Source organism: Sphingopyxis sp. NFH-91 (assembly GCF_021401285.1).
Classification (GTDB): Bacteria; Pseudomonadota; Alphaproteobacteria; order Sphingomonadales; family Sphingomonadaceae; genus Sphingopyxis; species Sphingopyxis terrae_A.
Genome location: NZ_JACBGA010000002.1, coordinates 368,175 through 392,586 on the forward strand (window position 1 = coordinate 368,175; position 24,412 = coordinate 392,586).

18 protein-coding genes, 1 tRNA gene and 1 pseudogene are annotated in these 24,412 nt (G+C 62.7%); 10 read left to right on the forward strand and 10 right to left on the reverse strand.

Annotated elements, in window-relative coordinates:
- Positions 1–193 precede the first annotated feature (193 nt).
- The 3 genes from L0963_RS06710 to L0963_RS06730 all read right to left on the reverse strand — a co-directional run bounded on the left by L0963_RS06710 (position 194) and on the right by L0963_RS06730 (position 5,686).
- Positions 194–1,180: a M23 family metallopeptidase gene (locus tag L0963_RS06710; protein WP_234178946.1), complete on the reverse strand. Its 987-nt coding sequence runs from the start codon at positions 1,178–1,180 to the stop codon at positions 194–196.
- Between the two features lie 462 nt (positions 1,181–1,642).
- The gene (locus L0963_RS06715; protein WP_267960525.1) at positions 1,643–3,832 is read right to left on the reverse strand and encodes a calcium-binding protein; all 2,190 of its coding nucleotides are present in this window, start codon (positions 3,830–3,832) and stop codon (positions 1,643–1,645) included.
- 282 nt (positions 3,833–4,114) lie between these two features.
- Entirely contained in the window at positions 4,115–5,686 is a 1,572-nt protein-coding gene (locus L0963_RS06730; protein WP_186401934.1) for a TolC family protein, read from the reverse strand.
- A 377-nt stretch (positions 5,687–6,063) separates the two neighbouring features.
- On the opposite strand from L0963_RS06730, the gene L0963_RS06735 reads away from it, so the two are divergent.
- The 5 genes from L0963_RS06735 to L0963_RS06755 all read left to right on the forward strand — a co-directional run bounded on the left by L0963_RS06735 (position 6,064) and on the right by L0963_RS06755 (position 13,415).
- Positions 6,064–7,266, forward strand: a complete 1,203-nt coding sequence (locus L0963_RS06735; protein WP_186401933.1) for a helix-turn-helix transcriptional regulator — start codon at positions 6,064–6,066, stop codon at positions 7,264–7,266.
- Between the two features lie 2 nt (positions 7,267–7,268).
- Entirely contained in the window at positions 7,269–9,065 is a 1,797-nt protein-coding gene (locus tag L0963_RS06740; RefSeq protein ID WP_186401932.1) for a type I secretion system permease/ATPase, read from the forward strand.
- A gap of 95 nt (positions 9,066–9,160) precedes the next feature.
- Positions 9,161–10,426 (forward strand): HlyD family type I secretion periplasmic adaptor subunit, encoded by a 1,266-nt coding sequence (locus L0963_RS06745; protein ID WP_234178949.1) that lies wholly within the window; start codon positions 9,161–9,163, stop codon positions 10,424–10,426.
- A gap of 64 nt (positions 10,427–10,490) precedes the next feature.
- Positions 10,491–12,740: a BamA/OMP85 family outer membrane protein gene (locus L0963_RS06750; protein WP_234179116.1), complete on the forward strand. Its 2,250-nt coding sequence runs from the start codon at positions 10,491–10,493 to the stop codon at positions 12,738–12,740.
- Positions 12,741–12,998: 258 nt separating this feature from the next.
- Complete coding sequence (locus tag L0963_RS06755; protein WP_186401929.1) at positions 12,999–13,415, forward strand: helix-turn-helix domain-containing protein; 417 nt, start codon at positions 12,999–13,001, stop codon at positions 13,413–13,415.
- 15 nt (positions 13,416–13,430) lie between these two features.
- On the opposite strand, the gene L0963_RS06760 is transcribed toward L0963_RS06755, so the two are convergent.
- The gene (locus tag L0963_RS06760) at positions 13,431–14,537 is read right to left on the reverse strand and encodes a 2OG-Fe(II) oxygenase (protein ID WP_186401928.1); all 1,107 of its coding nucleotides are present in this window, start codon (positions 14,535–14,537) and stop codon (positions 13,431–13,433) included.
- Positions 14,538–14,612: 75 nt separating this feature from the next.
- Here L0963_RS06760 and L0963_RS06765 point away from each other — a divergent pair.
- A pseudogene (locus tag L0963_RS06765) lies at positions 14,613–15,422 on the forward strand (IS3 family transposase); the annotation flags it as partial.
- Between the two features lie 277 nt (positions 15,423–15,699).
- On the opposite strand, the gene L0963_RS06770 reads toward L0963_RS06765, so the two are convergent.
- A complete protein-coding gene (locus L0963_RS06770; RefSeq protein ID WP_186401926.1) occupies positions 15,700–16,242 on the reverse strand; it encodes a helix-turn-helix transcriptional regulator in 543 nt (180 codons plus the stop codon).
- Positions 16,243–16,333: 91 nt separating this feature from the next.
- On the opposite strand from L0963_RS06770, the gene L0963_RS06775 reads away from it, so the two are divergent.
- A complete protein-coding gene (locus L0963_RS06775; protein ID WP_062903216.1) occupies positions 16,334–17,101 on the forward strand; it encodes a COG4705 family protein in 768 nt (255 codons plus the stop codon).
- A gap of 8 nt (positions 17,102–17,109) precedes the next feature.
- Here the strand turns inward: L0963_RS06775 and L0963_RS06780 are convergent, their stop codons facing one another.
- The 4 genes from L0963_RS06780 to L0963_RS06795 form a co-directional block, all read right to left on the reverse strand.
- Entirely contained in the window at positions 17,110–19,218 is a 2,109-nt protein-coding gene (locus L0963_RS06780; RefSeq protein ID WP_186401925.1) for a prolyl oligopeptidase family serine peptidase, read from the reverse strand.
- Between the two features lie 66 nt (positions 19,219–19,284).
- Positions 19,285–19,707 (reverse strand): DUF4112 domain-containing protein, encoded by a 423-nt coding sequence (locus L0963_RS06785; protein WP_003044221.1) that lies wholly within the window; start codon positions 19,705–19,707, stop codon positions 19,285–19,287.
- 41 nt (positions 19,708–19,748) lie between these two features.
- Positions 19,749–21,257: an ABC transporter substrate-binding protein gene (locus L0963_RS06790; protein WP_062902494.1), complete on the reverse strand. Its 1,509-nt coding sequence runs from the start codon at positions 21,255–21,257 to the stop codon at positions 19,749–19,751.
- 28 nt (positions 21,258–21,285) lie between these two features.
- Positions 21,286–21,372 (reverse strand) — tRNA-Leu (locus L0963_RS06795).
- 90 nt (positions 21,373–21,462) lie between these two features.
- Here L0963_RS06795 and L0963_RS06800 point away from each other — a divergent pair.
- The 3 genes from L0963_RS06800 to L0963_RS06810 are packed head-to-tail and all read left to right on the forward strand — an operon-like array spanning position 21,463 to position 23,884.
- Positions 21,463–22,410: an ABC transporter ATP-binding protein gene (locus L0963_RS06800; protein ID WP_062902493.1), complete on the forward strand. Its 948-nt coding sequence runs from the start codon at positions 21,463–21,465 to the stop codon at positions 22,408–22,410.
- The gene (locus L0963_RS06805) at positions 22,407–23,174 is read left to right on the forward strand and encodes an ABC transporter permease (RefSeq protein WP_003044212.1); all 768 of its coding nucleotides are present in this window, start codon (positions 22,407–22,409) and stop codon (positions 23,172–23,174) included. Before L0963_RS06800 ends, L0963_RS06805 begins: the two co-directional genes overlap by 4 nt.
- A 44-nt stretch (positions 23,175–23,218) precedes the next feature.
- The gene (locus L0963_RS06810) at positions 23,219–23,884 is read left to right on the forward strand and encodes a hypothetical protein (RefSeq protein ID WP_186401924.1); all 666 of its coding nucleotides are present in this window, start codon (positions 23,219–23,221) and stop codon (positions 23,882–23,884) included.
- An 86-nt stretch (positions 23,885–23,970) separates the two neighbouring features.
- Here L0963_RS06810 and L0963_RS06815 read toward each other — a convergent pair whose 3' ends face one another.
- Positions 23,971–24,249, reverse strand: coding sequence for an integration host factor subunit beta (locus tag L0963_RS06815; protein ID WP_003044209.1), 279 nt, complete (start codon positions 24,247–24,249; stop codon positions 23,971–23,973).
- Positions 24,250–24,412: the final 163 nt, after the last annotated feature.

The following is a 24,412-nucleotide window of genomic DNA, read 5'->3' on the forward strand; positions in this document are numbered from 1 at the left end:
TGGATTAATTTTCCATTTATATTACTAAAAATATCAAATATGTCCCTATGAGTTGTCTCATGTTGAATATTATCTGGAAAGATGTTTTAATTCAATCTCTTCTAGTAACAATATTTGATGATTGAATATGTAATTGCAAATATGATTATATTGTTTAGTTCTAGAATTGGATACTTTTTCTAAATGGAAAATCTCATTTTATCATGGCGGTCGTTTCGATCCTGGCAACAATTGCATTTTCGCGCTTTAGCACATATCGGCCGGTGTACCGGCCCGCGGGCCAGCCCGCCGCCGGTGCGCGTTTGCCGCTATAGGCGAACCAGCTGAGCCCGCCGCCTTCGACAACCGATTGCTGTTCATGCACGATCTGTCCGTCGGGCCCGGCGATCGAAAATGCCTGATAGTCACCGGCGCGCGCGCCGATCGCATCGACCCACAGGATCAGCGGCGCGTGTCGTCCGTTCGGCATAGGGGGCGGGTCGCGATCGGTGACTGCCTTGGGCGGTACTGCCGAGGCGAGGCCGCCCGTGATCACGGCGCTGGGCTCGTACCCCAGCAAATGCGCCGTCACCGCTGTCCACAGCCCCGTCGTGCGGACTTCGGAATTGCAGGGCGGAAGGGGGGCGGTGCCGACAAACGGATCGACGGCCCTACCGAGATGCCGGACGGTGAAATGCAGATGCGGAAACTCGCTATTTCCCGACAAACCGATCAACCCGATCCGCTCCCCGCCGCTGACGTGCTGGCCCGGGCGCACAGCGATGCTGGCTTGGCGAAGATGGCTATATTGGGTCTGCCAGCCGCCGCCATGGTCGATCACGACCGCATTTCCGGCGTCCCTGCCATCGAGTGCCCCTCGGTTGTTGACGCTGACGTCCGGTTCGCCGTTGCGCGTGCGGAGCACCGTGCCGGGTGCCGCGGCCAGGACTGCAAATCCAGCCCGCATGTCGGCCATGGTGCGCAGGCGAATGTCGATTCCGTCATGCCCGTTCGTCGTCAACTGGCCGCAACGATAGTCGCGGCGGCCCGGCCCCGGGTCGTGATCAAACAGTTTCTGGATAAGGCAGGAACGGCCGACAATGCAGTCAACGGGAAGGTTGAGTGCAGGGGCGCCGTCAGGCGGCAGCGGCTGCAATGCCGCGAACGCCATCGACAAAGGCAGGATGAACATGTGCATCATGGTTGGGCTCAGGTTTCGGGCAGGCCGTTCGCGGCGCAAACGTGACAATGGGTGGAAAATCGATGCCGGCCGCCGCCAGGGGGCATGGCGGCGGACACGGCTAGCCAGCGGGAGCTGACCGAACTAAATTCCGCCGAATGCCGAGGGACGAAACTGCCGCCCGAATATCGACAGAAACCTATTCTTCTTATACCCAATCTCTGCAGACCTGCTCGATCGAAGCAGGCGTCGTCCGGATGATTCTTGCTTGTCATCCTTGCGTCAAAATTGGCGGAAGGCGCGGTTTCTTGCCATTCCCTGATGGGGACATTGCAAAAAATTGCCGCTCGGTGACCATCCGAATTCATTGTGGCATTGGCGATATGCGGATTTTTAAGAACATAAAAAGGAGGGCAGGCCGCGGCCTGCCCTCCAGTTTGCAGAGGTCCGTCGAGGAGTGGCTCCCCGTACGAAGCCTTGTCCTCAGACGAACGTGATCATGTCGTAGGACGCATTGCCCTGGCTGTACGCGTTGAGCGCATCAACCGTGTCATAACCACCGAGCGCAGCGATCGCCGCGATCGGGGCCGAGGCGCCTTCCCAGAAGTCCTCGATCAGCACCGAGCCGACCGCGGTAAAGATGTACACGTCGAGCGCGTCACCCTGGCCGTCCCAGTCGCCGGTGATGACGAACATGTCGGCAGCGGGATCGAAGCCGGCATCGACATCGAATACCAGCGTGTCACGGTTCGCGAGGTTGAAGTCGCGGCCCGATCCGAGGCTGAACGGTGCGCCGATGACGTCGTCGCCAAAGCCGGGCGATGAATCGGTCGCGTCGAACAGGAACAGATCCTTGCCCGCGCCACCCGACATATGATCATCGCCTTCGCCGCCAGTGATCTTGTCGTTGCCGCTTTCGCCTTCCAGATTGTCATCGCCAAGACCACCGTCGATGGTGTCGTTGCCGGTGTCGCCCCGAATGGTGTCGTCACCGTCATCGCCGTTCATCTTGTCGTTGCCCATGCCGCCCGACATATAGTCGTTGCCGTCACCGCCCGACATGGTGTCGTTGCCGCCCGGGGTGTTGCCCAGGTTTTCGTACAGCGTGTCACCATACATGACGTCATCGCCGTCGCCACCGAACATGGTATCGGCGCCCATGTCGCCGGCGAGTTGGTCATTGCCGTCTCCGCCATCGACCAGGTCGTTGCCGGCTCCGCCATAGATCAGGTCGTCACCCTCGTTGCCGGCGAGGTTGTCGTTGCCGTTGTTGCCCTGAATGACGTCGTCGCCGTCGCCGCCTGAAACAACGTCGTTGCCGTCGTTGCCGGTGATGTTGTCGTTGCCATCGCCGCCGGCGATGCTGTCGTTGCCGTCATCACCCGCGAGCAGGTCGTCGCCGTCATTCCCTTCGATAACGTCATCGCCTTCGTCACCGTTGACGATGTCGTTGCCGTTGCCGCCCGAGATGAAATCGGCATCGGTATTCTCCGGATCAAGCGGGTCGAAGAAGGGATCCCCGTTGCCGCGGATCACGTCGTCGCCGTCATCGCCATAGAGGGTGTCGTTACCGCCCTGGCCAGCGATCACGTCGTTGCCGTCGTCGCCGTGGACAAGGTCGTTGCCGTCGTTGCCGTTCAGCGTATCGTCGTCGTCGCCGCCGCCGATGTCGTCATCGTCGGCACCGCCCTGGACGAAGTCGAACCCCGCGCCGCCGCGGATGACATCGTTGCCCGCATCGCCGTTAAGTTCGTCATCGCCATTTTCGCCGGAAAGCGAGTCGTCGCCTTCGCCGCCGTCGAGCTGGTCATAACCGTTGCCGCCGAAGATGGTGTCGTCGCCATCATCGCCCCACAACAGGTCATCGCCGGCATCGCCGTCGATCAGATCGTTGCCGCCTTGGCCGAAGACCTGGTCGTCGCCCGCGCCGCCGGAAATTTCGTCGGCTTGGCCGATGCCACGGTTATAGTTGCTCTGATTATAGGCATAATCTTCGTCGGCTTTGCGATTGACGCCCTTGTCACCGAAGATCACATCGTTGCCGTCGCCGCCCGAAAGCAGGTCGACGCCATTGGTGTTTGTGCCGCCATCGATATAGTCGTCGCCGTCGCCGCCGGTCACCACGTCGGTTTCGGTCCCGCCGTAGAGATTGTCGTTGCCGGTGCCGCCATCGACGATATCGTTGCCAGCGCCGCCGTCGGCGCGGTCATCGCCCGATTGGCCATAAAGCACGTCGTCTCCGGCATCGCCGCGGAGGAAGTCGTTCCCGCCGCCGCCCCACGCGGTGTCGGCACCAGCGCCGCCGAGCAGCGTGTCGTTGCCATCCGCAACACCGTTGTCGTCGCCGGTGTAAAGGACTTGGCCCGGCGCGGGGACCGAGACGCTCGCCTGGTCGCCGATCAGCGTGTCGTTGCCGTTTCCGCCGTCGATGCGATCATTGCCGCTGCGGCCGATGACATTGTCGTCACCCGCATCGCCGTAAAGATCGTTGTCGAAATTATTGCCGAAAACGGTGTCCGCCCCGCCGTTGCCGCGCGCGTTATAAGGCAGGTTCGCGGTGTGGACGAGAGTGTTCAGATCGATGAAGTCGACCGCATTGGTTCCCAATACCTGGCCACGAGCCGTGGGATTTTTGGGATTGGTCGGTGCGTTAGATGATCCAACTGTAGGCATTTCGCTATCCTCTTCATTGGTGGGTCGCAGGGATGCGGTTTCGCCGACTCGGCTTTGCCATCCCCCCAAATGACCCCGAAAACTCGAGGCCATGACAATGGGATATGGCGGGGCAGGGGGACCGGACATTCCTGCTTGGGGACATGGGGGATATATTTATGAGGTGGTTCATTTTGGGGCAGATCGGCGCCGCACGCATGCCGCGATTTTTCCCGAGCTGCGCGGCTTTCACCACTTTCTGCACTTGCCGAAACAGCACAATCCGAAAAGAAAACGTGCTTGCTAGTTAAGTTTTTGACCGAGCGTCGAGCTTGCCGGGCGTCCCGAGCTTCCCGCAGGCGCAGCAGTGTCGGAGGGGTCGCGATCGGGCGTCTGACCCAGCGTTGACGTCTGCGGGCGAGGCGCTGTTGCGGGACCGGCAACGGCCTTGTTAACGTCGGCCACGCGAGGTCGGCCGAGCGCCGACATCGTCGGGCGCTCGCTCGTGTCGGAACTGCAGCAGCGGCCGTCGAGAATGGCCTCGGTGTCGAGCTGCCCTGTCGCTGCCAGCAAGCTCGCGCGCGCGACAAATTCGTTGCGATGGGCGCGCTCCAGGGTGACGCGCGCGTTCAGCAATTCATTCTGCGCATTCAGAACGTCGGTGAGGGTCCGGTTGCCACCGACCGCTTCCTTCTTGATGCCCTCTGCCGCTTCTTGCGTGGCCGCGACCGCCGCCTCAGCTGCGACGATCGTGCTCTTTGCCGACTGCCAGCGCGCCCAAGCGTTCGCGACCTCCTCCGCTACCGTTCGTACCGCCATATCAACTTGCGAAAGGCGTTGATCGCGGACCGCGCGAGCGCGGCGAACCTCGGCATGATCGCGCGGCAGGAAAATTGGCACGCGCAGTTCAAGCCCGTAATAGAGCGACGAGCGATCGTCAGGATATTTGCCCGTAAATGTATTGGTCGCGCCGCCGGTCAGATAATCATAGCCGGTAACCGCATCGAGTTGCGGGAGCAATGCGCCAGTGGCAAATTGCACCCCCGACTTGCCCGCCTGGGCGTTGAGCCGCGCTGCTCGGAGCCGCGGCGCCGCATCCTGGGCAATTCTTTGAGCCGCGGCAAGCGATAAGGGAACCTCCGCGAGCGGCGGCAGAGGCGGCACCATCGTTCCAGACTGCCCGCTGATATTGCGAAACCGATGTCCGTTGACGCCCAGTTCTTCGGTCGCGGAAAGGACCCCGGCTTGCGAGGTCGCGAACCGCGCGCGCGCCAGTTCTTCATCGGTACGGGTGGCCTCACCAAATTCGAGCCGACGCGACGTCGCGCGTAGCTGCTCTCCGATTGCCTCAGTCTGTGCCTCGGTGAATCGCAGGATCTTGCGGTTGAGCTGGACGTCCGCGGCGCTGGTCAGCAGTTCGAGCAGTACGTCCGAAATGACAGCGTCCAGCCCCGCGCTGGTCGCTTCCAGTTCGGCCTTGGCGATTTTGACTCCATTGTAAGTGCGGTCGCCGTCATAGAAGCGCAACCGCGCCTCGATCCCGGCCTGTCCGGCGGTGTAGCGCGCGTCGTTCGTACTGCTACCGTTTTTGATGTCGATCTCACGCCGCTGCACCACGCCGTTCGCTTCGATCGTTGGCAAATAGCTTGCCTCGGCCGCTTGTAGCCGTGCGGCCGCGACGCGAACCTGATGGCGCTGTGCCGCGATTTCGGGGTTGGAGATGACGACTTGACGCGCGAGCGCGGCCATCGTGCTCGATGGCGCGACCGCGGACGACGCCGACTGCGCGAGCAGTGGAGTCGGAGCTATGGCGAACGCCGCGGCGGCAGCGGGTGCGCCGAGCGTGCTCGCCCAAAACGTCCTTGATTTCCGCACGTCACCCCTCCTGAATCATTCCAGATTCGAGTGCCGACCCCCTCTTTTCGTAGCTATCAAAGAGTAATGTGCGGCGGCGGAACGGGAAACTACTCTAACGGATATGTCCGAGGGGATAATAGACTCGATCGGCCGAATCGAAATAGACAAAGTGCGTCGCCAGCATCCGTCACGGCCGGCGACGCTATCGAGAGATTCGCGTCAATCGAAAGCCAACGCCGGGTGACAATTGCTTCGGGCAATCCCGGTGGGCGCATAGGTTCTGGCCCGTAACCAGAGCATTGCGCCAGACATCATGGTCGCGCGTGAAACGCCTGTTGCGAGCCTCGGCCTCGCTTCGGGGACGATGTTTTTTGGGGGCCCTAATGTCTGCGACCATGGAATTTCCAACCCAATATCACGAGGCGACGCGCGACAAAGCGATCCGCGGCGATGTCCACCTGTTTGAGGCGTTGGCAGGGGGCGAAGATCATGACGTCATGGCGGACAATTGCCTGTCGGACGATGCCGCCGCCAACACTCGGCGGCTCTGGCACGATTACTTGCTGCAATTTGATGTGAGGTCGGCGATTTTGACCGTCACACTGCCGGGAACGAGGCGTCAACGTCACTCCTTTTTGATCGGCTTCGACCAGATGCGCGGCGACCCCACCGCTACTCGGCATCTGCTGGTAATGATGCAGGATATCTGGGGGCGGATCGGCGCGCAGCCGGTGCATCATTTCCAGTTTTCCGGCGCCCTGTTCCGCGCGGCAGCTGGACCGATTGACGCTCACGTCGACAGTCCGCTCCACAACGGCATTGCGATCCAGATGAAGCGTGATGGCAAGGACATTCGCGCGCTGTTTTTTCGCCAGGATGGCGAGGCGCATTTCAGCGATCGTGATGCGGCATCACTGCAGCTGATCACGCCGCTGCTTGCAGAGTCGGCCACCGGGGTGGCGCAGCTGGCACAGCAGTCGCAACGCTCTGCCATGCTGGAGGGTATGTTTGACCGGGTTTCGATGGCGATGGCGCTGTTGTCGGCCGACGCACAGCCCCTGTTTTTAAACAGTGCGGCCACCAGTTTGGTCGAACAGCGAAAATGGCTGATCCGCGCCGCCGACGGCGCGATTTTCGCCGCAGATCCGAGGCAAGCCAAGCAATTGCGCGAAAGCATACGCCGCGCCGCCACCGCATCGCCCGATGCGCCGGTCGAAGATGTCTTCCGGCTCGATTGCCGCGATGGTGAATGGCGACTCGCCTACGTCATCTCGGCCAAATCGCGTAACGGAGAGAACATGACGCGCTGTGCCATGGTGATCATAATGGGTCCGGGCAAGGTCGATGCACCGACATCGCTGCTCGAAGCGCTCGGCTTGCTGCCGTCCGAACAGCGGTTCTTGGGACACTTCCTGAAATCGAGCAGCCTGTGCACTGCGGCGGAAGGGTGCGGGCTGTCGGAGGAGACGGCGCGGACGTATCTGAAGCGCGTGCGCGCAAAGTTGGGTGTTCATCGCCAGATGGAGTTGGCCGGATTGATCTCGGGTCTGGTGCTGCCGCTGAACGCTGCGGATGGCTCTGCGCGACTGGGACAATAGACATGTCTTGGAACCCTCTCGCCGCTGGGCGGGCGTCTGCCAATCCGGACAATCTGCTCAAAAAGCTTTTGATCCCGCAAAAGCCGATTGCGGTTCGGCTCATCCTGTTCTCTGCGATCGCCAACATGGCGGCGCTGGCCATGTCACTATTCATGATGCAGGTCTTTGACCGCGTCCTGACCAGCCAGAGCAAAGACACGCTGTTCTTCCTCGCACTGGCAATCACTCTCGTCGTTGCGTTGGGTTCGACGCTCGACGGCATTCGGCAACAGGTTGCGAACCGGGTTGGCACCTGGATGGCGCAGCAATTGGGCCCGACGCTGCTGCTGCGCTCGCTTGAACAAAGGCTGGTCGCGCCGAACGTCCGGCTCGAAGCGCTCCGCGAAATGATGCAGGTCAAGAATTTCATCTCGACCCCGACGGTATTCAGCGTCGTCGACATGTTGTGGGTGCCGCTTTACCTGCTGGTCGTCTTTTTGCTGCACCCGGTCTTCGGCCTGCTGTCCGCGGTCGGCGCAGCAACGTTGTTCGGCCTCACCTGGTACAATGAAAGGATCACGCGCGCGGCGATCAGTAGGGCCCAGTCACTCGCCAGCAGCAACATGCAATATGCCGAATCGCTGGTCCGCAACAGCGAAGTCATTGACGCCATGGGGATGGGCCCGGATACCATCGCACATTGGCGCGAGCGCTACATCGCCGAAACCGACGCGGTCGACCGCACCCAGTTTCAGTCTAGCAAGATCCTGGCGTGGATGAAGTTTGTCCGCAACCTCGTTCAGATCGCCGTCCTCGGCATCGGCGCGTTGCTCGTGCTCGACCAGCAGCTCACCGGGGGCGCGATGATTGCCGGATCGATCCTGATTGCGCGTCTGCTCGCACCAATCGAGGCGGCGATGAGCTATTGGAAACAGTTCGTGCTGGCGCGTGAAAGTCTAAAACGCCTGTCACGTTTTTGTGACCTGCCCACGCCGCGCCCGTCGCAGATGGCGTTGCCCAAGCCGTCGGGCGCGATGGCCGTTGAAAAGCTGACCTACTCGGCGCCCGGCATGAAGGGTGCGATCCTGAAAAACGTCAGCTTTGCGATCGCGCCAGGAACGTCGCTGGCGATCGTTGGTCCGTCAGCGTCGGGCAAGACTACCTTGTCGCGGTTGCTCGTCGGAGTACTCAAGCCTTTGTCAGGGCATGTGCGGCTCGACGGCGCCGATACCTTCGACTGGATGCGCAGCGATTTTGGCCCGAACATCGGCTATCTGCCGCAGGACGTCGAACTGCTGCCCGGATCGATCCGCGAGAATATCGGGCGCTTTCGTCCCGATGCACGTGATGCTGACGTGATCGCGGCGGCAAAGCTGGCAGATTGCCACGATATGATCTTGCACCTCGATGGCGGCTATGACTGCGTCCTCACCGATGGCGGGCATCAGCTGTCAGGTGGTCAGCGTCAGCGCATCGGGCTGGCACGTGCGCTGTTCGGGCTGCCGCCGCTAGTCGTGCTCGACGAACCAAACGCCAGCCTTGATGCGCGCGGCGACGCGGCGCTGCTGGCAACGATCAAGAAGCTGAAGGCGCTCAACATGACGACGATCATCGTCTCGCATCGCGCCAATCTGCTCGAACTGGCGGACAAGATATTACTGATGATGGACGGTCAGGTTGCGAAATTCGGCGATGCCCGGACCGTGGTCGAAGAGATGGCCGGTAAGCGGCGGTCCATCGCGCCCGGCGAGGCCGCGCCTCCAGCCGATCCCAGCAACGCCAAGCCAGCGATGTTCAAACACGGGGGAATGGAGGCATGAACATCCCTTTTCGCTTCCGCGAGGACGGAGATCGGGTGCGCCTGGCGCTGCCGCCCCCCGCTCATGATGTCGCTGGTCCGCGGGTGAGAGGATCGATGCGTCTCGCGCTGGTGTCGATCGGTCTGTTCGTGGTCGTTTTCACGGCTTGGAGCTGGGCTGCGCCACTGAACAGCGCGGCGATCGCCAGTGGATTTCTGGAGGCCGAAGGCGGAGGGCGCCGGACGGTCCAGCATCTGGAAGGCGGCATCGTGCGCAAATTCCTGGTGAAGGAAGGGCAGGAGGTGCGCGCCGGCCAACCGCTCGTGCTGTTCGACGCGACGCAGAGCGAGGCATCGGACGTGGCCATGCGGACCAGCTTGTACGGCCTGCTCGCACAAGACGCGCGGCTCACCGCCGAGCGGTTGGGCCTGTCGGTGGTCCGCTACCCGGCCGAATTGCTGGAGGCGGCGGACGATCCCCAGGTGAGGGAGATCATTGCCGCCTCCAATGCGGAATTTGCCTCGCGGCGGCGTGGTCTTGCCGAACAGACGCAGATCCTCTCACAGCGGGTTGGTCAGTCGAATGCCGATATCCGCAGCTCAGAAGCGCAAATCGCGGCGCTGACCGATCAGGCAAAACTGCTCGACGATGAACAGATCAGCGTCGACATGCTTGTCGATGAGGGGTTGGAGCGAAAATCGCGGCTGCTCGCGCTGCAACGCCAGAGGGCATTGGTTGACGGTGAGCGGGGCAAGCTCGCTAACAACCTCGATCGGCTACGCGACACAATTGGCGAGACGCGTGCCCAGATGGTGTCGCTGCGCGGGCAGGCCGTGCTCGAAGCAGCCGGACAGCAGCGCCAGGTGCAATTGCAGATAGCCGAGGTACGCGAGAAGCTGACGGTCAGCAGCGATATTCGCGCGCGTCAGCAGGTGGTCGCGCCGATCGCCGGGCGCGTGGCCAATCTGCGGCTGATTACGCCCGGGGGCGTGATCGGAGCCGGCCAGCCGATCCTCGACATTGTGCCCACGTCTGAAAAGATCGTAGTGTCGGCACGGTTACGTCCGATCGACATCGACGTGGTACACAAGGGGTTGAAGGCAGAGATCAAGCTGACGCCGTACAAGGCACGGGTGATCCCCAACCTCCTCGGGACTGTCAAGGAAGTAAGTCCCGATGCGATCTACGACAAGGACGCGCAGCAAATCTACTACAAGGTGATTGTCGAGGTATCGGCAGCGCAGCTCAGGAAATACCCCGATGTCCAGTTGATGTCGGGAATGCCCGCCGAGGTCTATATCGACCTCGGGTCCAGTTCGCTGATGCAATATCTGTTCCAGCCGATGATCGACAGTTTCAATCGGTCCTTCCGCGAGGGATGACCCCGACGCGGCTTGGTCCACTGCGAACGCCGGGGTCGGCCAGCATAATGGGGGGAAGAGCTTGGTGGAATCTGGAATATCGTTCCGCAGCCTTCGTCAGACGGTGCAAGGCGCCGCGCTGGGCGTCGCGGCGATATTCTGCGTCGGCGAATCCGCGCCGCTCTATGCGCGTGAGCGCGCGATCGTTCAGGCGCCACCTTATGCCCCCTTTCGCCACTCGACGGCGATGGCGCGTGTTCTGGCGGTCCAGGAAGGTTGGCCGCCCGAGCCCGCGGATGCCGATTCTTCCAACGTGGCGCGGGCGGACGCTTCGGGCACCCTTTTCTTGTCGGCGCCGATTGCGCCAGGTTTGGCCGCAGCCGGACCGCCGACCGAAGCGCCGGATGCGCATCGGAAAAATGCACAGGCCACGCCCTTGGCTATCGACTGGGACGCGCCGATCTCACCAAGGACTGCCGCTGCCTCGCCTTCGTCGTTGGCCAGCGCGCGAAAGGCTGACGATGTCGGCTTCGACACCGCCTCGAAGACGGCGATCGGCGAAACATCGGCCAATCTCAATGTCGATGTCGATGTTGACGTCGGCGGCGCGGATTGGCTGGGTAATGCCGGGCTTCGCCGACGGGCGGTGATCGCGCGCGCAGAGACGTCTGTCACGGATGGGGCCATTTGTGGCGACTGCCTCGATCATCGGGACGGCAAGTTCGCGGATATGCGGGGGCGCGCGGTGCGGCAGACGGCCGCTATCGCGCGCGGCCCGACAGGGGCGGAGCGCGGCCGGGCTCCACGCGGCGCGGTGAACGCAATTCCGAACAGCTTGAGGCCGGGCATTGCTATTCGCTTCGGTCCGTCCGCTCCCGTCACCACTTTCGATCCGCCAGCGCTGCCTTCAGACATGATAAATCTGGCGTGCGTGGTGGCTGCCCAGAACCGGGCCGGGCCGCCGTGCTTTTCCGTCGGCAGCGCCAATCGCGTTGGCCGTGATGCGACGGCAAGCATGGGCCGATTCCCCGCCTTCGAGGCCGATGTCTCTGCCGCCCCCTGGCTCGGCGACGGGGGGCGGCGCCGGGCCGCGCTCCTCGCGCGGCCCGAAGCTTCGAAGCTGGGTATGGCGTCGCAGCCGACCGGCAACGTCGAGGACGATGGCGCTGTCCTGCCGTCCGAGGCCGTCACCGGCATTGATGGCGCTGACGGCCAAGCCAGCGAGACCGATCTTTTGGCGATCAAGACGCTGCCGCGGGGAGGGATCGCTTTTTCGGGTGGCTATTCGTCGCTCGAAGGGCCGATCGGTACCGTCAAGATCGCGCGCACCAACATCGGCGCGCCGGGCCGCGACATCAACGCATCGGTGCGCTACTCGAAAATTCAGCGCCTGTTCGAATTTGGTCTCGCTGATGCTAATTTCATGGGCAGAAAATTGTTGCTGGCGCCGACATTTTTCTATTCCCGATCCACCGCGGTAGGCTTCGACGCTCAAAGCAAATCGTCTGTGTTTCGGCAGACCGCACGCGGCGTTAATTTCTATGCCGCGAAATCCTTCGGCCGGGGCCTGCGGGTCGCCGCAAATTACCGCTATTCGGACGAGGATTTCCTGATTCGCCAGCAGAATGCGCGATGTGACGTCGGCCTGCATGGCAGCCCGTTCTGCAATGCGCTGGGCCGGTCGACCAGTTCGGTATTGAGCGTTGGACTCACGCTCGACCGGCGCGACCGCGCGGTCGGTCCGACGCGCGGATTTCAGCTTCGGCTTACGCCGGAAATTGCCGGACCGGGGGGCACGTCGCGCTTTTTCCGGTTTCGCGCAGCCGGTAACTTCCACCGCCGTATCGGCGACATGCTTGATGTGTCCTTGGGACTGGAGGGGGGGATAATGGAACCGATCGGGGGGCGGACAATCCCGCTGTTCGACCGTTTCTATATTGGCGGCAACAGCATGCGCGGTTTCGACCTGCGCGGGATCGGACCCAAGGTCGTTCCGCTGAAGGCGCCCGTTGCCCCGCCGACGGCGATCGGCGGCCGTGCCTATTATGCCGGGCGGTTGGAAGTGGCATTTCGGGTGGAAGGCGCGATGCAAAAATTCGGTGTCATCCCCAGCGTTTTCGTTGATGCCGGGTCCGTGTTCGGCGCGTCGAAGAACGAGCTGATTACCGGCGAGCGACTGATCGGAAACTCAGCGAAGCCACGCGTGGCGGTCGGCTTGGGGCTGGCATTCAACGCTGGGCCAGGGCAATTGCGGTTCAGTCTCGCCCAGCCTGTCGTGCGCCAGGAAGGCGATCGTTCAAGGAAATTCTCCATCTCCTTGGGAACGGCCTTCTAGCGGTCGAGCGCAAGGCGCGCAGCCTCCATATCTGTACAATCGCGGGACCGGCGGATTTTCGGATGTCCCCATCTGGGAATGATGGAAAACCGGCGCTTCTGGCAAGTGAGGTCGATTATGATGGCGGACTTTGGGGGCGATAATGAATTGCAACGTCACCGGCACGAACGACCGTCTGTCGATCCGCATCGAACCGGCTCTTGGCCGATGCGCGCGGCTCCGCGTTCTCGGCCGCACCGGTTGGAAGCTGCGCCGTTCATGAGTGCCTCGGCCGGCCCCGTCTATTATGGCACGACCGAACCTCTTCCGACGCGGCTTCGTCGTTTTCGCGAACTGTGCGGCATCAGCCGCTCGGAGCTCGCGCTGCGGACGGGTCTCAGCCGGCCGACGATATGGGCGTGGGAATCGGGCAAGACCCGGCCGCGGCTTAGAAACCTGCGCGTTTTGGCGAACGTCCTCGGTATCTCGCAGCTCGAGCTTGTCGGCGGGCTCGAGGCAGCGGTTCCTGACAACGAAGTCGAGGCGATGTTGGCGACGGGGTGGGAACATGGCGACATGCCCGCAGGGATCGCCAATCCGCAGCGGCTCAGCATCATGATCTATGCCGCCAAGCTCAGCATTGCGGCGCTTGCCGGGATCAAGGCGCAGAATGTGAAAATTTCGATCGAGCTCTGAAATGCGCCGCCACGGCTATTGCCGGTAAGAGCCTACCCCTTCGCCGAGGTACTGATTGTTCGCCTCACGCTGCGCGGCCGCCTCGTCATCGTATAGAAAGGGTAGAAACGCGTAGCGCCGCCCTTGCGTGACCGGCGTGGCCTCGTGCAGCAGGCCGCAGCCAAACACGATCGCGCCGCCGGGGGCGGGGCGGTATGTGCGCGCACCGAACTCGGGAAAACGCAGTTCGCCGCCCTCGAAATCATCATTGAGGTTGATCGTCACCGCAAAGCGGCGGTGCGCGGTGCCCATTGTCGTATTGTCGCGATGGGCCCGAAAGTGACCGGCGACCGATGCGTCGTAGCACGCGACAATGTACCGCTCCATGCGGGTCGCGTCGAAGTTGAAGGCGCGCTGGATCACCGGACGAAGGCAATGGTTCACCCGGGCACTGAGCGCGCGGCAAAAGGCCGGATCCTTGATTGTGACGTCCGACCGGCGTTTGTGGCCATGATCGATGACCGATATCGTCTTGCCGTCAACCTCTCGCATGAAGCCGGAATCCTGCCCGCCTTCGGCGTCATAAAGCTCAATCAGCCGCCGACAGGTCGCGCGGTCGAAGACACGCGGCACGGACAGTACCGGCGCCCAGTCTTCGGGCTTGCCCTCTTGGGTCAGGCGATCGGTCAGCGCCAGCGCCTTGTCGGCGTCGGCCAGATGATAGCGACCGGCAACGCGTAACTGGCGATCCAGCACGATGATATAGGGTTCGTAATGGTTGCTGTCTGCCGAAGAGGCGCCATATGCGTTGCTGACCGCACGATCACTGTCGAGGATGTAGCGGATCCCGGGAATCCGCGTAGTGATCCGCCCGGCCGCATGGTCCGCGACATCCAGAATGACTCCGAAAAACGAACAGCGACTGTCGTCGAAACGATCGGGATCGGCCATCAGCCTGGCATGGGCGGCGCGGACCCGATCGACGGTCGCTGAGCCCATGAAAAACAGCAAGACTGCACGTCCGGCAACCGTATGGAACGTATATTGCGGGTTTACGTCCAGTACATGCGTCTTGAACCATGGCGCTGCCGATCCGACGATCGGTTTCGGTATGGAATCTTCCCGCGTCGCAGATCGTGCCATGATACCGCCCCCCGCCCCCGCGTGATGCTCGAACCTTGTAGCATTTGGGAGAAATGGGCACAAGCGCGCCGGGCGCGGCGCCAACTCGTCGATGATATTCGCAGCACTTGGCAGGTCAGCATCCGGCGGGCCTGCAGCGTGCTCCGGTCAGAACGATCCAGCTACCACTATCGTGGCAAGGGTGCCGATCAGGCCGACCTCAAGCAGCGGATCAAGGAGCTCGCGGAGACGCGGGTTCGGTACGGCTATCGCCGTATTCATATGCTGCTTCAACGCGAAGGCTGGGCGATCAACGGCAAGCAGGTTTATCGGCTTTACAAGGAGATGGGCCTTGGGCTGCGCAATAAGCCGTCCAAACGGCGGGTGAAGGCGAAGCTGAGGGAAGGCCGCTGTGCGGCCTCCCGCGTTAATGATGTATGGGCCAAGGGCTTCGTCCAGGACCAGTTGGCGACAGGACCGAAGCTGCGGATCCTCACAGTGGTCGACACCTTCCGCCGGTTCTCGCCGGCAGTGGTTCCGCGGTTCCGGTTCCGGGCACCGGACGTGGTCGAAATGCTGGAACGGGTCTGCGGGCAGGTGGGTTATCCCGCCTCGATATGGGCTGACAGTGGCATCGAATTTATCTCCTGCGAGCTCGATCTGTGGGCCTACATGAAAGGCGTGACGCTCGGCTTCTTGCGGCTTGGCAAGCCCACCGACAACGCGTTCAACAGGAAGTTCCGGGCGGAATGCCTGAACGCCCACTGGTTCATGAGCCTGGATAATGCGGTCCAAAAATGCGAGGCTTGGCGTAGAGACTACAACGAGATACGACCGCACAGCGCGATCGGCAACAAACCACCGATATCGCTTATGTTGGCGTCAGCGGCACATGGCCCGCCCTGATGCCCGCACGCTGGAAAGCCGCCAGCAGGGTGGTCCAGAAACGGGGTGTAGCTCTTGATGACCTGGCCCAAACTGTGCGATCGAAACGCGGTCAAAATGCCCTCTCCATCGATATCAAATTGGACCATTTTGTTAGTCGAACTACAGTTATGGCCCCAAGCATGTGGGGAAATATGTGGGGGTAGGACGCGGACATCGAAGAATAAAGAATTAAATATCAATGGCTAAGCGTGCGGTTCGATACAAGCCCTGCCACCACCGCTTTTGACGACGATCCTCACTTGCCGCGTCGCGGCCCCGCGGCGGGATCAGTGTCGAGCAAGTCTTCCAGAAACAGCGACATCAGCATGGCCTGGCTGCCGACGCCTGCCTTGGCATAGACTTGGCTGAGCTGCGCGCGCACGGTGCCTGACGCAGCGCCGCGGAGTCGAGCGATTTCGGCGACGTCGCAGCCCTTGAGCGCGAACAGCGCGACGTCGCTCTCTCCGCGCGTCAGTGACCAGGCATCGAAGCGATGGGCAATATGGTCGGCGAGTGCGCCGCGAGCGCGGGCGAGCGCATCGTCGGCGCGTGCGAGATCGGCTGCGATCCGGCGCAGGTGGCGCGCGCCGAGTACGACGCCGGCGAGCAGTGCGAGGGCGACGAGGCATTCCATCATCACCTCGACGCTGAAGCCGCGTCCGGCCTGTTCGATCAGATCGTCGATCCCGTCGACGACGAAATAGCTCGCGGCGACGGCTTGAAGCGCCACCACGGCGATCGGGCCGATCAGACGGGACGAAAAGCGGCTTTTACCGGGCGCAGACTGGATAGATGGCATGGCACTTCCGCTTATCGGGACGGGAATAAGCGCCTGCTTATAGGGCGAAACGCTCCGCCGCGCTAATCGTGCGCCACACAAGGAGATGCAAATGACCGATAGGGAAAAGCAGGTGCTGACCAAGGTGCCGGCGGTGACGCTGGGTTTCTGGATCATCAAGATATTGGCGACCACCTTTGGCGAGACCGCGGGCGACACGGTGAGCATGTCGATGAATCTGGGCTATCTGGTCGGCACCGCGATTTTTGCGGCGGTGCTGGCGATCCTGATCGTCTGGCAGATTCGCGCCCGCGCCTTTCATCCCTTCCTCTATTGGGCGACGATCATCGCCTCGACGACGGCGGGAACGACGATGGCCGACTTTGCGACGCGCTCGCTCGGCATCGGTTACCCCGGCGGTTCGCTGCTGTTGCTCGGTGCGGTACTGGCCTCGCTCGCGGTCTGGCACCGCGCGCTGGGCAGCATCTCGATCCAGTCGGTGCACGAACCGCGGGCCGAGCTCTATTACTGGCTGACGATCACCTTTTCGCAGACGCTGGGCACCGCGCTCGGCGACTGGATTGCCGACGGCCCGCTCGGCTACCTCGGGTCGGCGATCATCTTCGGTGCGCTGCTCGCGCTGCTCGCCATCGCTTATTATCGCACCGCGATCAGCCATGTCGCACTGTTCTGGGCGGCCTTCATCCTGACCCGTCCGCTCGGCGCCGTGGTCGGCGATTTTCTGGACAAGCCGGTCGATCATGGCGGGCTGGCGCTGAGCCGCGCCGGTGCATCGGCGGTGCTTGCCATCGCGATCGTCACGCTGATCCTCGCGCTGCCGCAGCGCGCCGCCGCGGCGCATGACGATCGCGGCGGCTGAGCGACCGGCTATTTCCGCTCGACCAGTTCGCGCAGCAAGAAGGCGTGGAGCATGGCCGCGCGCACGGCGTCCTCGGCATGGTCGGCGCCGACCGAGTGGCCGCCTTCCAGATATTCGTGATAATAGACGCGGTTGCCATAATCCTGCAGCTTTGCGGCCAATTTGCGGGCGTGGCCGGGATGGACGCGGTCATCCTTCGTCGAAAGGTACAGGAAGATCGGCGGATATTTCACGCCCTTGCGGACATTCTGATAGGGCGAATATTTCGACAGGAAGGCCCAGTCGGCGGGATCGTCGGGATTGCCATATTCAGCGACCCACGAGGCGCCCGCGAGCAGCTTGTTATAGCGCTTCATATCCTCGAGCGGCGAGCCCGCAATGACCGCGCCATAGAGATCCGGGCGCTGCGTCATCGCGGCGCCGACCAGCACGCCGCCATTCGAGCGACCCGAAATGGCAATCCTGCCCTTGCTGCTGATGCCGGTCTTGACCAGATCCTCCGCGACGGCGTGGAGGTCGTCGAAACTGTTCTGGCGTTTTTCGCGCAGCGCCGCCTGGTGCCAGGCGGGGCCATATTCGCCGCCGCCGCGAATATTGGCGAGGACATAAGCGTTGCCGTCCTCGACCCAGAACAGGCCGAGCGGACCGGCGCGATAGGGCTGACCGGTCAGATAGCCCGGCGTCTGCGCGGCGCGGAAGCCGCCATAGGCGTGGATCAGCGCGGGCACGGGGCCTTTAGCGCCGGCTTTGCGGACGAGGAAATAGGGGATCTTGGTGCCGTCCTTCGACGTCGCGAAGCGCTTTTCCACCGTCATGCCCTTGGCGTCGAAGGCTGCGGGCAGGCTTTGCACGACACGCGGCGCGGCGTTGTCGGTGACGGCATAAAGCGTCGGCGGGTCGAGCATCGTTTCGGCAGTCGCGAAGATCGTGTCGCGCTTGGCGATCGCGCCGGCCAGATGCACCATAGCGTTGGCCGCCAGCGGCACCTCGCGCTGGGTCCAGGTGCCGCTCGCGGGATCGCGGCGCAGCGCGAACAGCTTGCCTTCGACATCGTCGAGCGCCTTGACCCAGAGAATATTGTCGGTCGCGCTGACCTCCTCAATCGCCTGCGCCTTGGTCGGCGCCATCACCGCCGCCATTTTCGCGGGGCGTCCGGCCGCCGCGTCGGCGAGCGACAGCGCGACGAGCGAGCCTTCGCCGAAGCCGTCGGCGGGCTTGTTGAGGAAGATGATTGCCTGACCGCCGATGACATCGCGTAGGTCGGCGGTGTCGGGAATCGGCGCCGGGACGAAGTCCGCGCCGTGGGCGGCTCGGATGCTGTAGTCGCTGGTATAGAAGCTCTTGTTGCGGGCGATGAGGATCCAGCGCGTCTTGCCGTCGTCGATCGCGATCGGGTTGATCCCGACATCGCTCGCTTCGCCTTCGGCGACGACCGCTGCGCTGGCAAGCAGCGTGCCACGCCTCCAGCGTTTGACGATGCGCGGATAGCCCGACGCGGTCATGCTGCCTTCGCCATAGTCGGTGGCCACGAGCAGCGTGTTTGCGTCCTCCCAAACGACCGCGCTCTTCGCCTGCGGCAGCGCAAAGCCGTCGGTCACGAAGCGGCCGGTGGTGCGGTCCCATTCGCGCACGATGTCCGAATCGGTGCCGCCGGGACTGAGCGAGACGAGGCAGCGCGTGTAGGTGGGGGCAAGACAGTCGGCGCCGTGCCAGACCCAGCTTTGCCCCTCCGCCTTGCCGAGCGCGTCGACGTCGATCAGCGTTGTCCATTCGGGCGTTCCGGCGAGATAGGCACTCAGCGGACTTTGCCGCCAGATGCCGCGCGGATGGTCCGCATCGCGCCAGAAGTTGGTGATGGTATCGCCCATCACCTGACCGGGGTCGGCAATCTGGCGGTCGTCGTCGAGGATCGCTTTCGCGCGCGCCCGATCCTGTTCGAAACCGGGGCGATTTAGGATCAGCTTGTCGGCCGCGGCATTTTCCGCCTTCACCCACGCCAGCGCCTTTGCCCCGTCGATATCCTCCAGCCACAACCAAGGGTCGGTCTCGGTCGCGGCGAAGGCCGCCGCGGACAGCGAACAGGCAAGGGCGAGCGCGGCAAGGCGGGCGCGGATCATCTCGGTCTCCATGAGCAGGGTCTGAAGCTGCTGTGCTAGCACTATCAGACACCCGATGGGAACCGCCTACTGGTCGATGACGATCGTTCCGGGGTGATGCTTGTCGAGATGTTTCCGGATGATGCGCAGATTGCGCGTGTTCGACCGGAACAGAAAGTCGAAGGCATCGCCGACGAGCGGGATGGCCCCAAGCGCAGTGTCGACGCCGAGATTGCCCATCATCCGCCACAGCTTCCATTTGGGCATGCCCAGATTGCGCGCTTCCCAGATGATATAGGCCCCCATGACGGCGGTCACGACATCGCCGACGACGGGCACCAGCCCGACGATCGCGTCGAGCCCGACCGGCCGGTTGATGCCGGGAATGGTGAAGCTGCGTTCGAGGAGAAGCTCCAGCGTTTCGATGCGCTTGCGCAGCGCCGCAGGATTGTTGCGATCGGCAACCAAGGCTTCGAAAATCGCGTCCGTATTGGGCGTCGAGGGGGGCATCGGCGTCCTTTCCAACCGCGCACGACGATGTGCGCTTATTATTAGTTGGGTTTGGCGAGCAAGCGATTCAATGGGTGGGCCGCCCGCGCATTCGGCTTGAACCCTGTAAGCCGCTGCGACGCGACCGACCAGCGCAGCGGCGTGGCGATCGGAATGAACGGGGTGTAGCGCCCCAGCATCGTTTCGATCTCGCCGATCTGGCGCGCGCGCTGGCCACTGTCGATATTGAGCACGGCCTGATCGATCTTCGCCTGTGCCTCGCGGTTGCAAAGCGTGTCGCGCTGGCACGACAGCCGGCGGAGCGCCCAGAGGGCGTCGTCATTCGGCGCCACCTCGTCGATCAGGCGCAGGTCCGATGCCGCATCCATAGCGACGCGGCGGCTTTCGATACCGATGCGGGCAAAGTCGGCGGCGACATAGGCAAAGAGGATGCGGCCGCCCGGCGTCTGGGGGACCGCGATGCGGAGCGGCGCAATCTCTCGCCCGGCGGCGCGCCAACTGTCGACCACGCGCTTCGACTGGGCGAAGCGCGAATCATTGTCGAAGTCGGCCCAGGCGGGTTGCAAGGGTTCAGGGCCGCCGTCGCGGCGGTAGACTGCCGGCCGAAGCGCGCGCTGCGGCTGCCATTCGGCAAGGCCGAAGGCGTCGATCAGGCGCTGCCGCCGCACGACGCGCGACAGGGCATCGCGGTTGATGTCGGAGGCGAGGAACCCTTCGGCGCTGGTGAAAGAAAGGCCGAAAAGCCCCGGCACCGGATCGACGATGAGGCGCGAGCGGCCGATGCTGGACACGAGGAAATAGGGGAGGGTCGAAAAGCGGCCGCCGATCACCCCGTCGGCATAGCCATTATTGTAGCGGGCCAGCGCCCCGGCGGGCGTCGTGCCGACGAGTTCGACCGACGCGGCGGGATCGTTTGCGGCGGCTTCGGCGGCCTCGGGATCGTCGGCGAGCGGGTCGGGCGCGGGCGTCAGCAGCAGCGCGCGTCCGGCCTTGCGCGATCGCATCGGCCCCCAGCCCATGCCCTTGTAGACGATCGTCAACGAAGGCTGCGCGAGCAGTTCGAGCATATTGGGCTGCGGCACTGCGAGCCGGATTTCGATGACCTGATCGGTCATCGCACGGATCGTCTCGATCTCCGGGAAATCGTCCTTCAGCAGGTTGCGGCTGTTCGTGCCAAGATAGCCGCGCAGCACCGAAACCACGTCGTCGGCCGTGACTTCGCGACCGTTCGACCATTTTGCCTCGCGCAGCCGGAAAATATAGCTGCGCCCGTCGCCGGTCACCGTCCAGCGTTCGGCAAGACCGGTGTCGATCTGGCCGTCGGCGTCATAGCCGACAAGCCCCTGCGCCGTCATTTCGAGCAGCGCTGCATTGGGCGAGGACAGTTCGCCGTTGAGCGGGCTCGCCGCGGCGTTGAGCGGCCCCATCGCGGCGATCCGCACCGGACCCCCGCCACCGCCGAAAAGGCCGCATCCGGCGAGCGCGGCGACCAGCAGCGCGGTGCCCGCGAACCGCGCGCCGCGGCGCGAACGGAGGCTGCGGCGCGTCATATCCCTGTGCCTCCCCTGTGCCAGCGGTTGGTGCGGACGGCGGGACTCGAACCCGCACACCCGTTCGGATAGCAGATTTTAAGTCTGCTGCGTCTACCGATTCCGCCACGTCCGCGCACCGCGGCCTGTCATGCCGATGGGTGAGGGGAGGTCAAGTCATCTTTGCCGCTTTGTCCCGGCGCGCTCCTCGGCTAGACCGACGCGCATGACAGCGGTTCTGGAAATTTCCGGTCTGGGAAAGACTTACAAGAGCGGGCATCGCGCTTTGGCGGGTGTCGACCTCAGCATCGAGAAGGGCGAGATATTTGCGTTGCTCGGCCCCAATGGGGCAGGCAAGACGACGCTTATCAGCATCGTCTGCGGTATCGTGACGCCGAGCGAGGGCAGGGTGACGGTCGGTGGTCACGATCATGCCCGCGACTATCGCGCGGCGCGATCGATGATCGGGCTGGTGCCGCAGGAACTGCATACGGATTCGTTCGAAACGGTGATGGCCACCGTGACTTTTTCGCGCGGTCTGTTCGGCAAACCGCGCGATCCGGCGTTCATCGAGCAATTGCTGAAGGATCTGTCGCTGTGGGACAAGCGCGGCAGCAAGATCATGGAATTGTCGGGTGGAATGAAACGCCGCGTGATGATCGCCAAGGCGCTGAGCCACGAACCCGAAATCCTCTTCCTAGACGAACCGACCGCGGGGGTCGACGTCGAACTGCGCCGCGACATGTGGAATATGGTGCGGGGCCTGCGCGAGCGCGGGGTGACGATCATTCTGACCACCCATTATATCGAAGAGGCCGAAGAAATGGCCGACCGCGTTGGCGTCATCACGCGCGGCAAGCTGATCCTCGTCGAAGAGAAGAACGCGCTGATCAAGAAGCTGGGGCGCAAGACGCTGACGCTCAATCTTGCCGAACCGCTCGATGCCATTCCGGCCGAACTCGGCGACTGGACGCTCGAACTGGCGGAGGAGGGGCATGAGCTTGTCTATGAATTCGACAGCCAGGCCGAGGCGACCGGCGTGCCGTCACTGCTACGTCGGATGACCGATATCGGCATCGCCTTCAAGGATCTGCACACACGGCAAAGCTCGCTCGAGGATATTTTCGTCGGGCTGGTACACGAACCCAGGGATGGCGAAGGAGCGGCGACATGATCGGCAACGTCCGCGGTATCCGCGCGATCTACATGTTCGAGATGGCGCGCTTCGGGCGCACGGTGTGGACCAGCCTGATGTTGCCCGTCATCACCACGACGCTCTATTTCGTCGTCTTCGGATCGGCGATCGGTAGCCGGATGAGCGACGTCAGCTCGGTGCCCTATGGCGCGTTCATCGTGCCGGGGCTGATGATGCTGACAATGTTCACCGAAAGCATCAGCAACGCGAGCTTCGGCATCTACATGCCCAAATGGACAGGGACGATCTACGAGATGCTGTCCTCGCCGATGTCGCCGCTCGAATTGCTGATCGCCTATGTCGGCGCGGCGGCAACCAAATCGGTAATCATCGGCGCGATCATTTTCGCGACCGCGCATCTGTTCGTCGACATTCAGGTCGCGCATCCGTTGCTGATGGTCGGCTTCATGGTGCTGATGGCGGTGACCTTCTGCCTCTTCGGCTTCATCATTGGCATCTGGGCGCAGAGCTTTGAACAGCTGCAGGTGATCCCGTTGCTCGTCGTCTATCCGCTGACCTTCCTGGGCGGCGCCTTCTATTCGCTCGACATGCTGCCCGCCGCGTGGCGCGCGGTGACGCTGTTCAATCCCGTCGTCTATCTGATCAGCGGCTTTCGCTGGACCTTTTTCGGACAGGGCGACGTGGCGATCGAGGTCAGCATGGGCGCGGTGGCGCTCTTTCTGGCGCTGTGCCTCGGCCTGATCTTCTGGATGTTCCGCACGGGCTACCGGCTCAAGAACTGAGGGCGTGCATGGCGAGCGTCAAGATCGCTAAGGAGTAAGCGGAGATGAAAACTCCAAAGATTCTGTTGGCAGGTTTGGCGTTCTTCCTCGTTCCTACAACAGCCGACGTAGAGGCCGAAGAACGCGCGGCGTGTGCCTATGACCGAAACGCCATACTGCAACTTGATCCGAATATGTTCGATCAGGATGACAAGGCCGGTTGGCGAGAGCTCGCCAATCGAGACGGATGCCAAGCTGCCGCCGCTGATGCGATCGCATTATATATCGAAAGTCACCGAGAAACATTGGTGCGACAGTGGCAGCTGCCTTCCTTCAAATGGCACGAGGCGCAGCTCCGCGCTATGGCGGGACAGGTTTCGCAGGCCACTCGCCTGATGCGCCAGTCGATCAAGCCGGAGAAGGGCCCCGAGGGCTTTGAAGGCTGGACCGACTACGCGCTGCCTTGGAACCAATATGTCTTGGCAACGATCGCCTTTCTGGAGGGAGACATGGATGCGCTGAAGGAGGCGCGGGACCGTCTTGCCAACTCGCCCATGCCGCCGGGTTTCGATACACTTGATCGATCGCAGGTCAGTGTCCCGCCGTCTTGGCCGCAGAATCTCGATGTGGTCGATGGATTGATCGCCTGCATTGGGCAACCATATCAGGAAGCATATGGGAGTGCGCATTGTCGGGATGTCGGCAAGCAGGAAGCGCGGCGCAAGCATTGAGCCCCCGCGCTCCGTTGATTGACAGGAAGGCCGCAGAAAAATCCCGCGAAACCGGTCTTTTCTGCGGCTGGCTTTGGCTTGGCCGTTCAGCCGTTCAGCCGCTCGCGCATTTCCTTGCCCGGCTTGAAATAGGGCACGCTCTTGGCGCTTACCGCGACCGGCGCGCCGGTGCGCGGATTGCGCCCGGTGCGCGACTCGCGTTCGCGGGTTGAGAAGGCGCCGAAGCCGCGCAGCTCGACGCGGCCCCCCGCCGCAAGCTGCTCGACGATGGCGTCGAAGAATTCATCGATGATGCGTTCCACCTCTTCGAGGCGCAAATCGCTGTTTTCACTCGCGATCATTTGAACCAGTTCCGACCGGATCATCAGCTTCCCCTAGTTATCACGCGCGCCCCACGGGCGCAGGCCATCCGGTCTTTGCCGGTTCCACAGCGTGAGGACCCCTCCCAACGCGGCATCGAACCTATCATGATTCAGGGTTCTTTCAAAACATATCGCTGAAAGAAAAAGGCCCGCAGAGGGACACTCT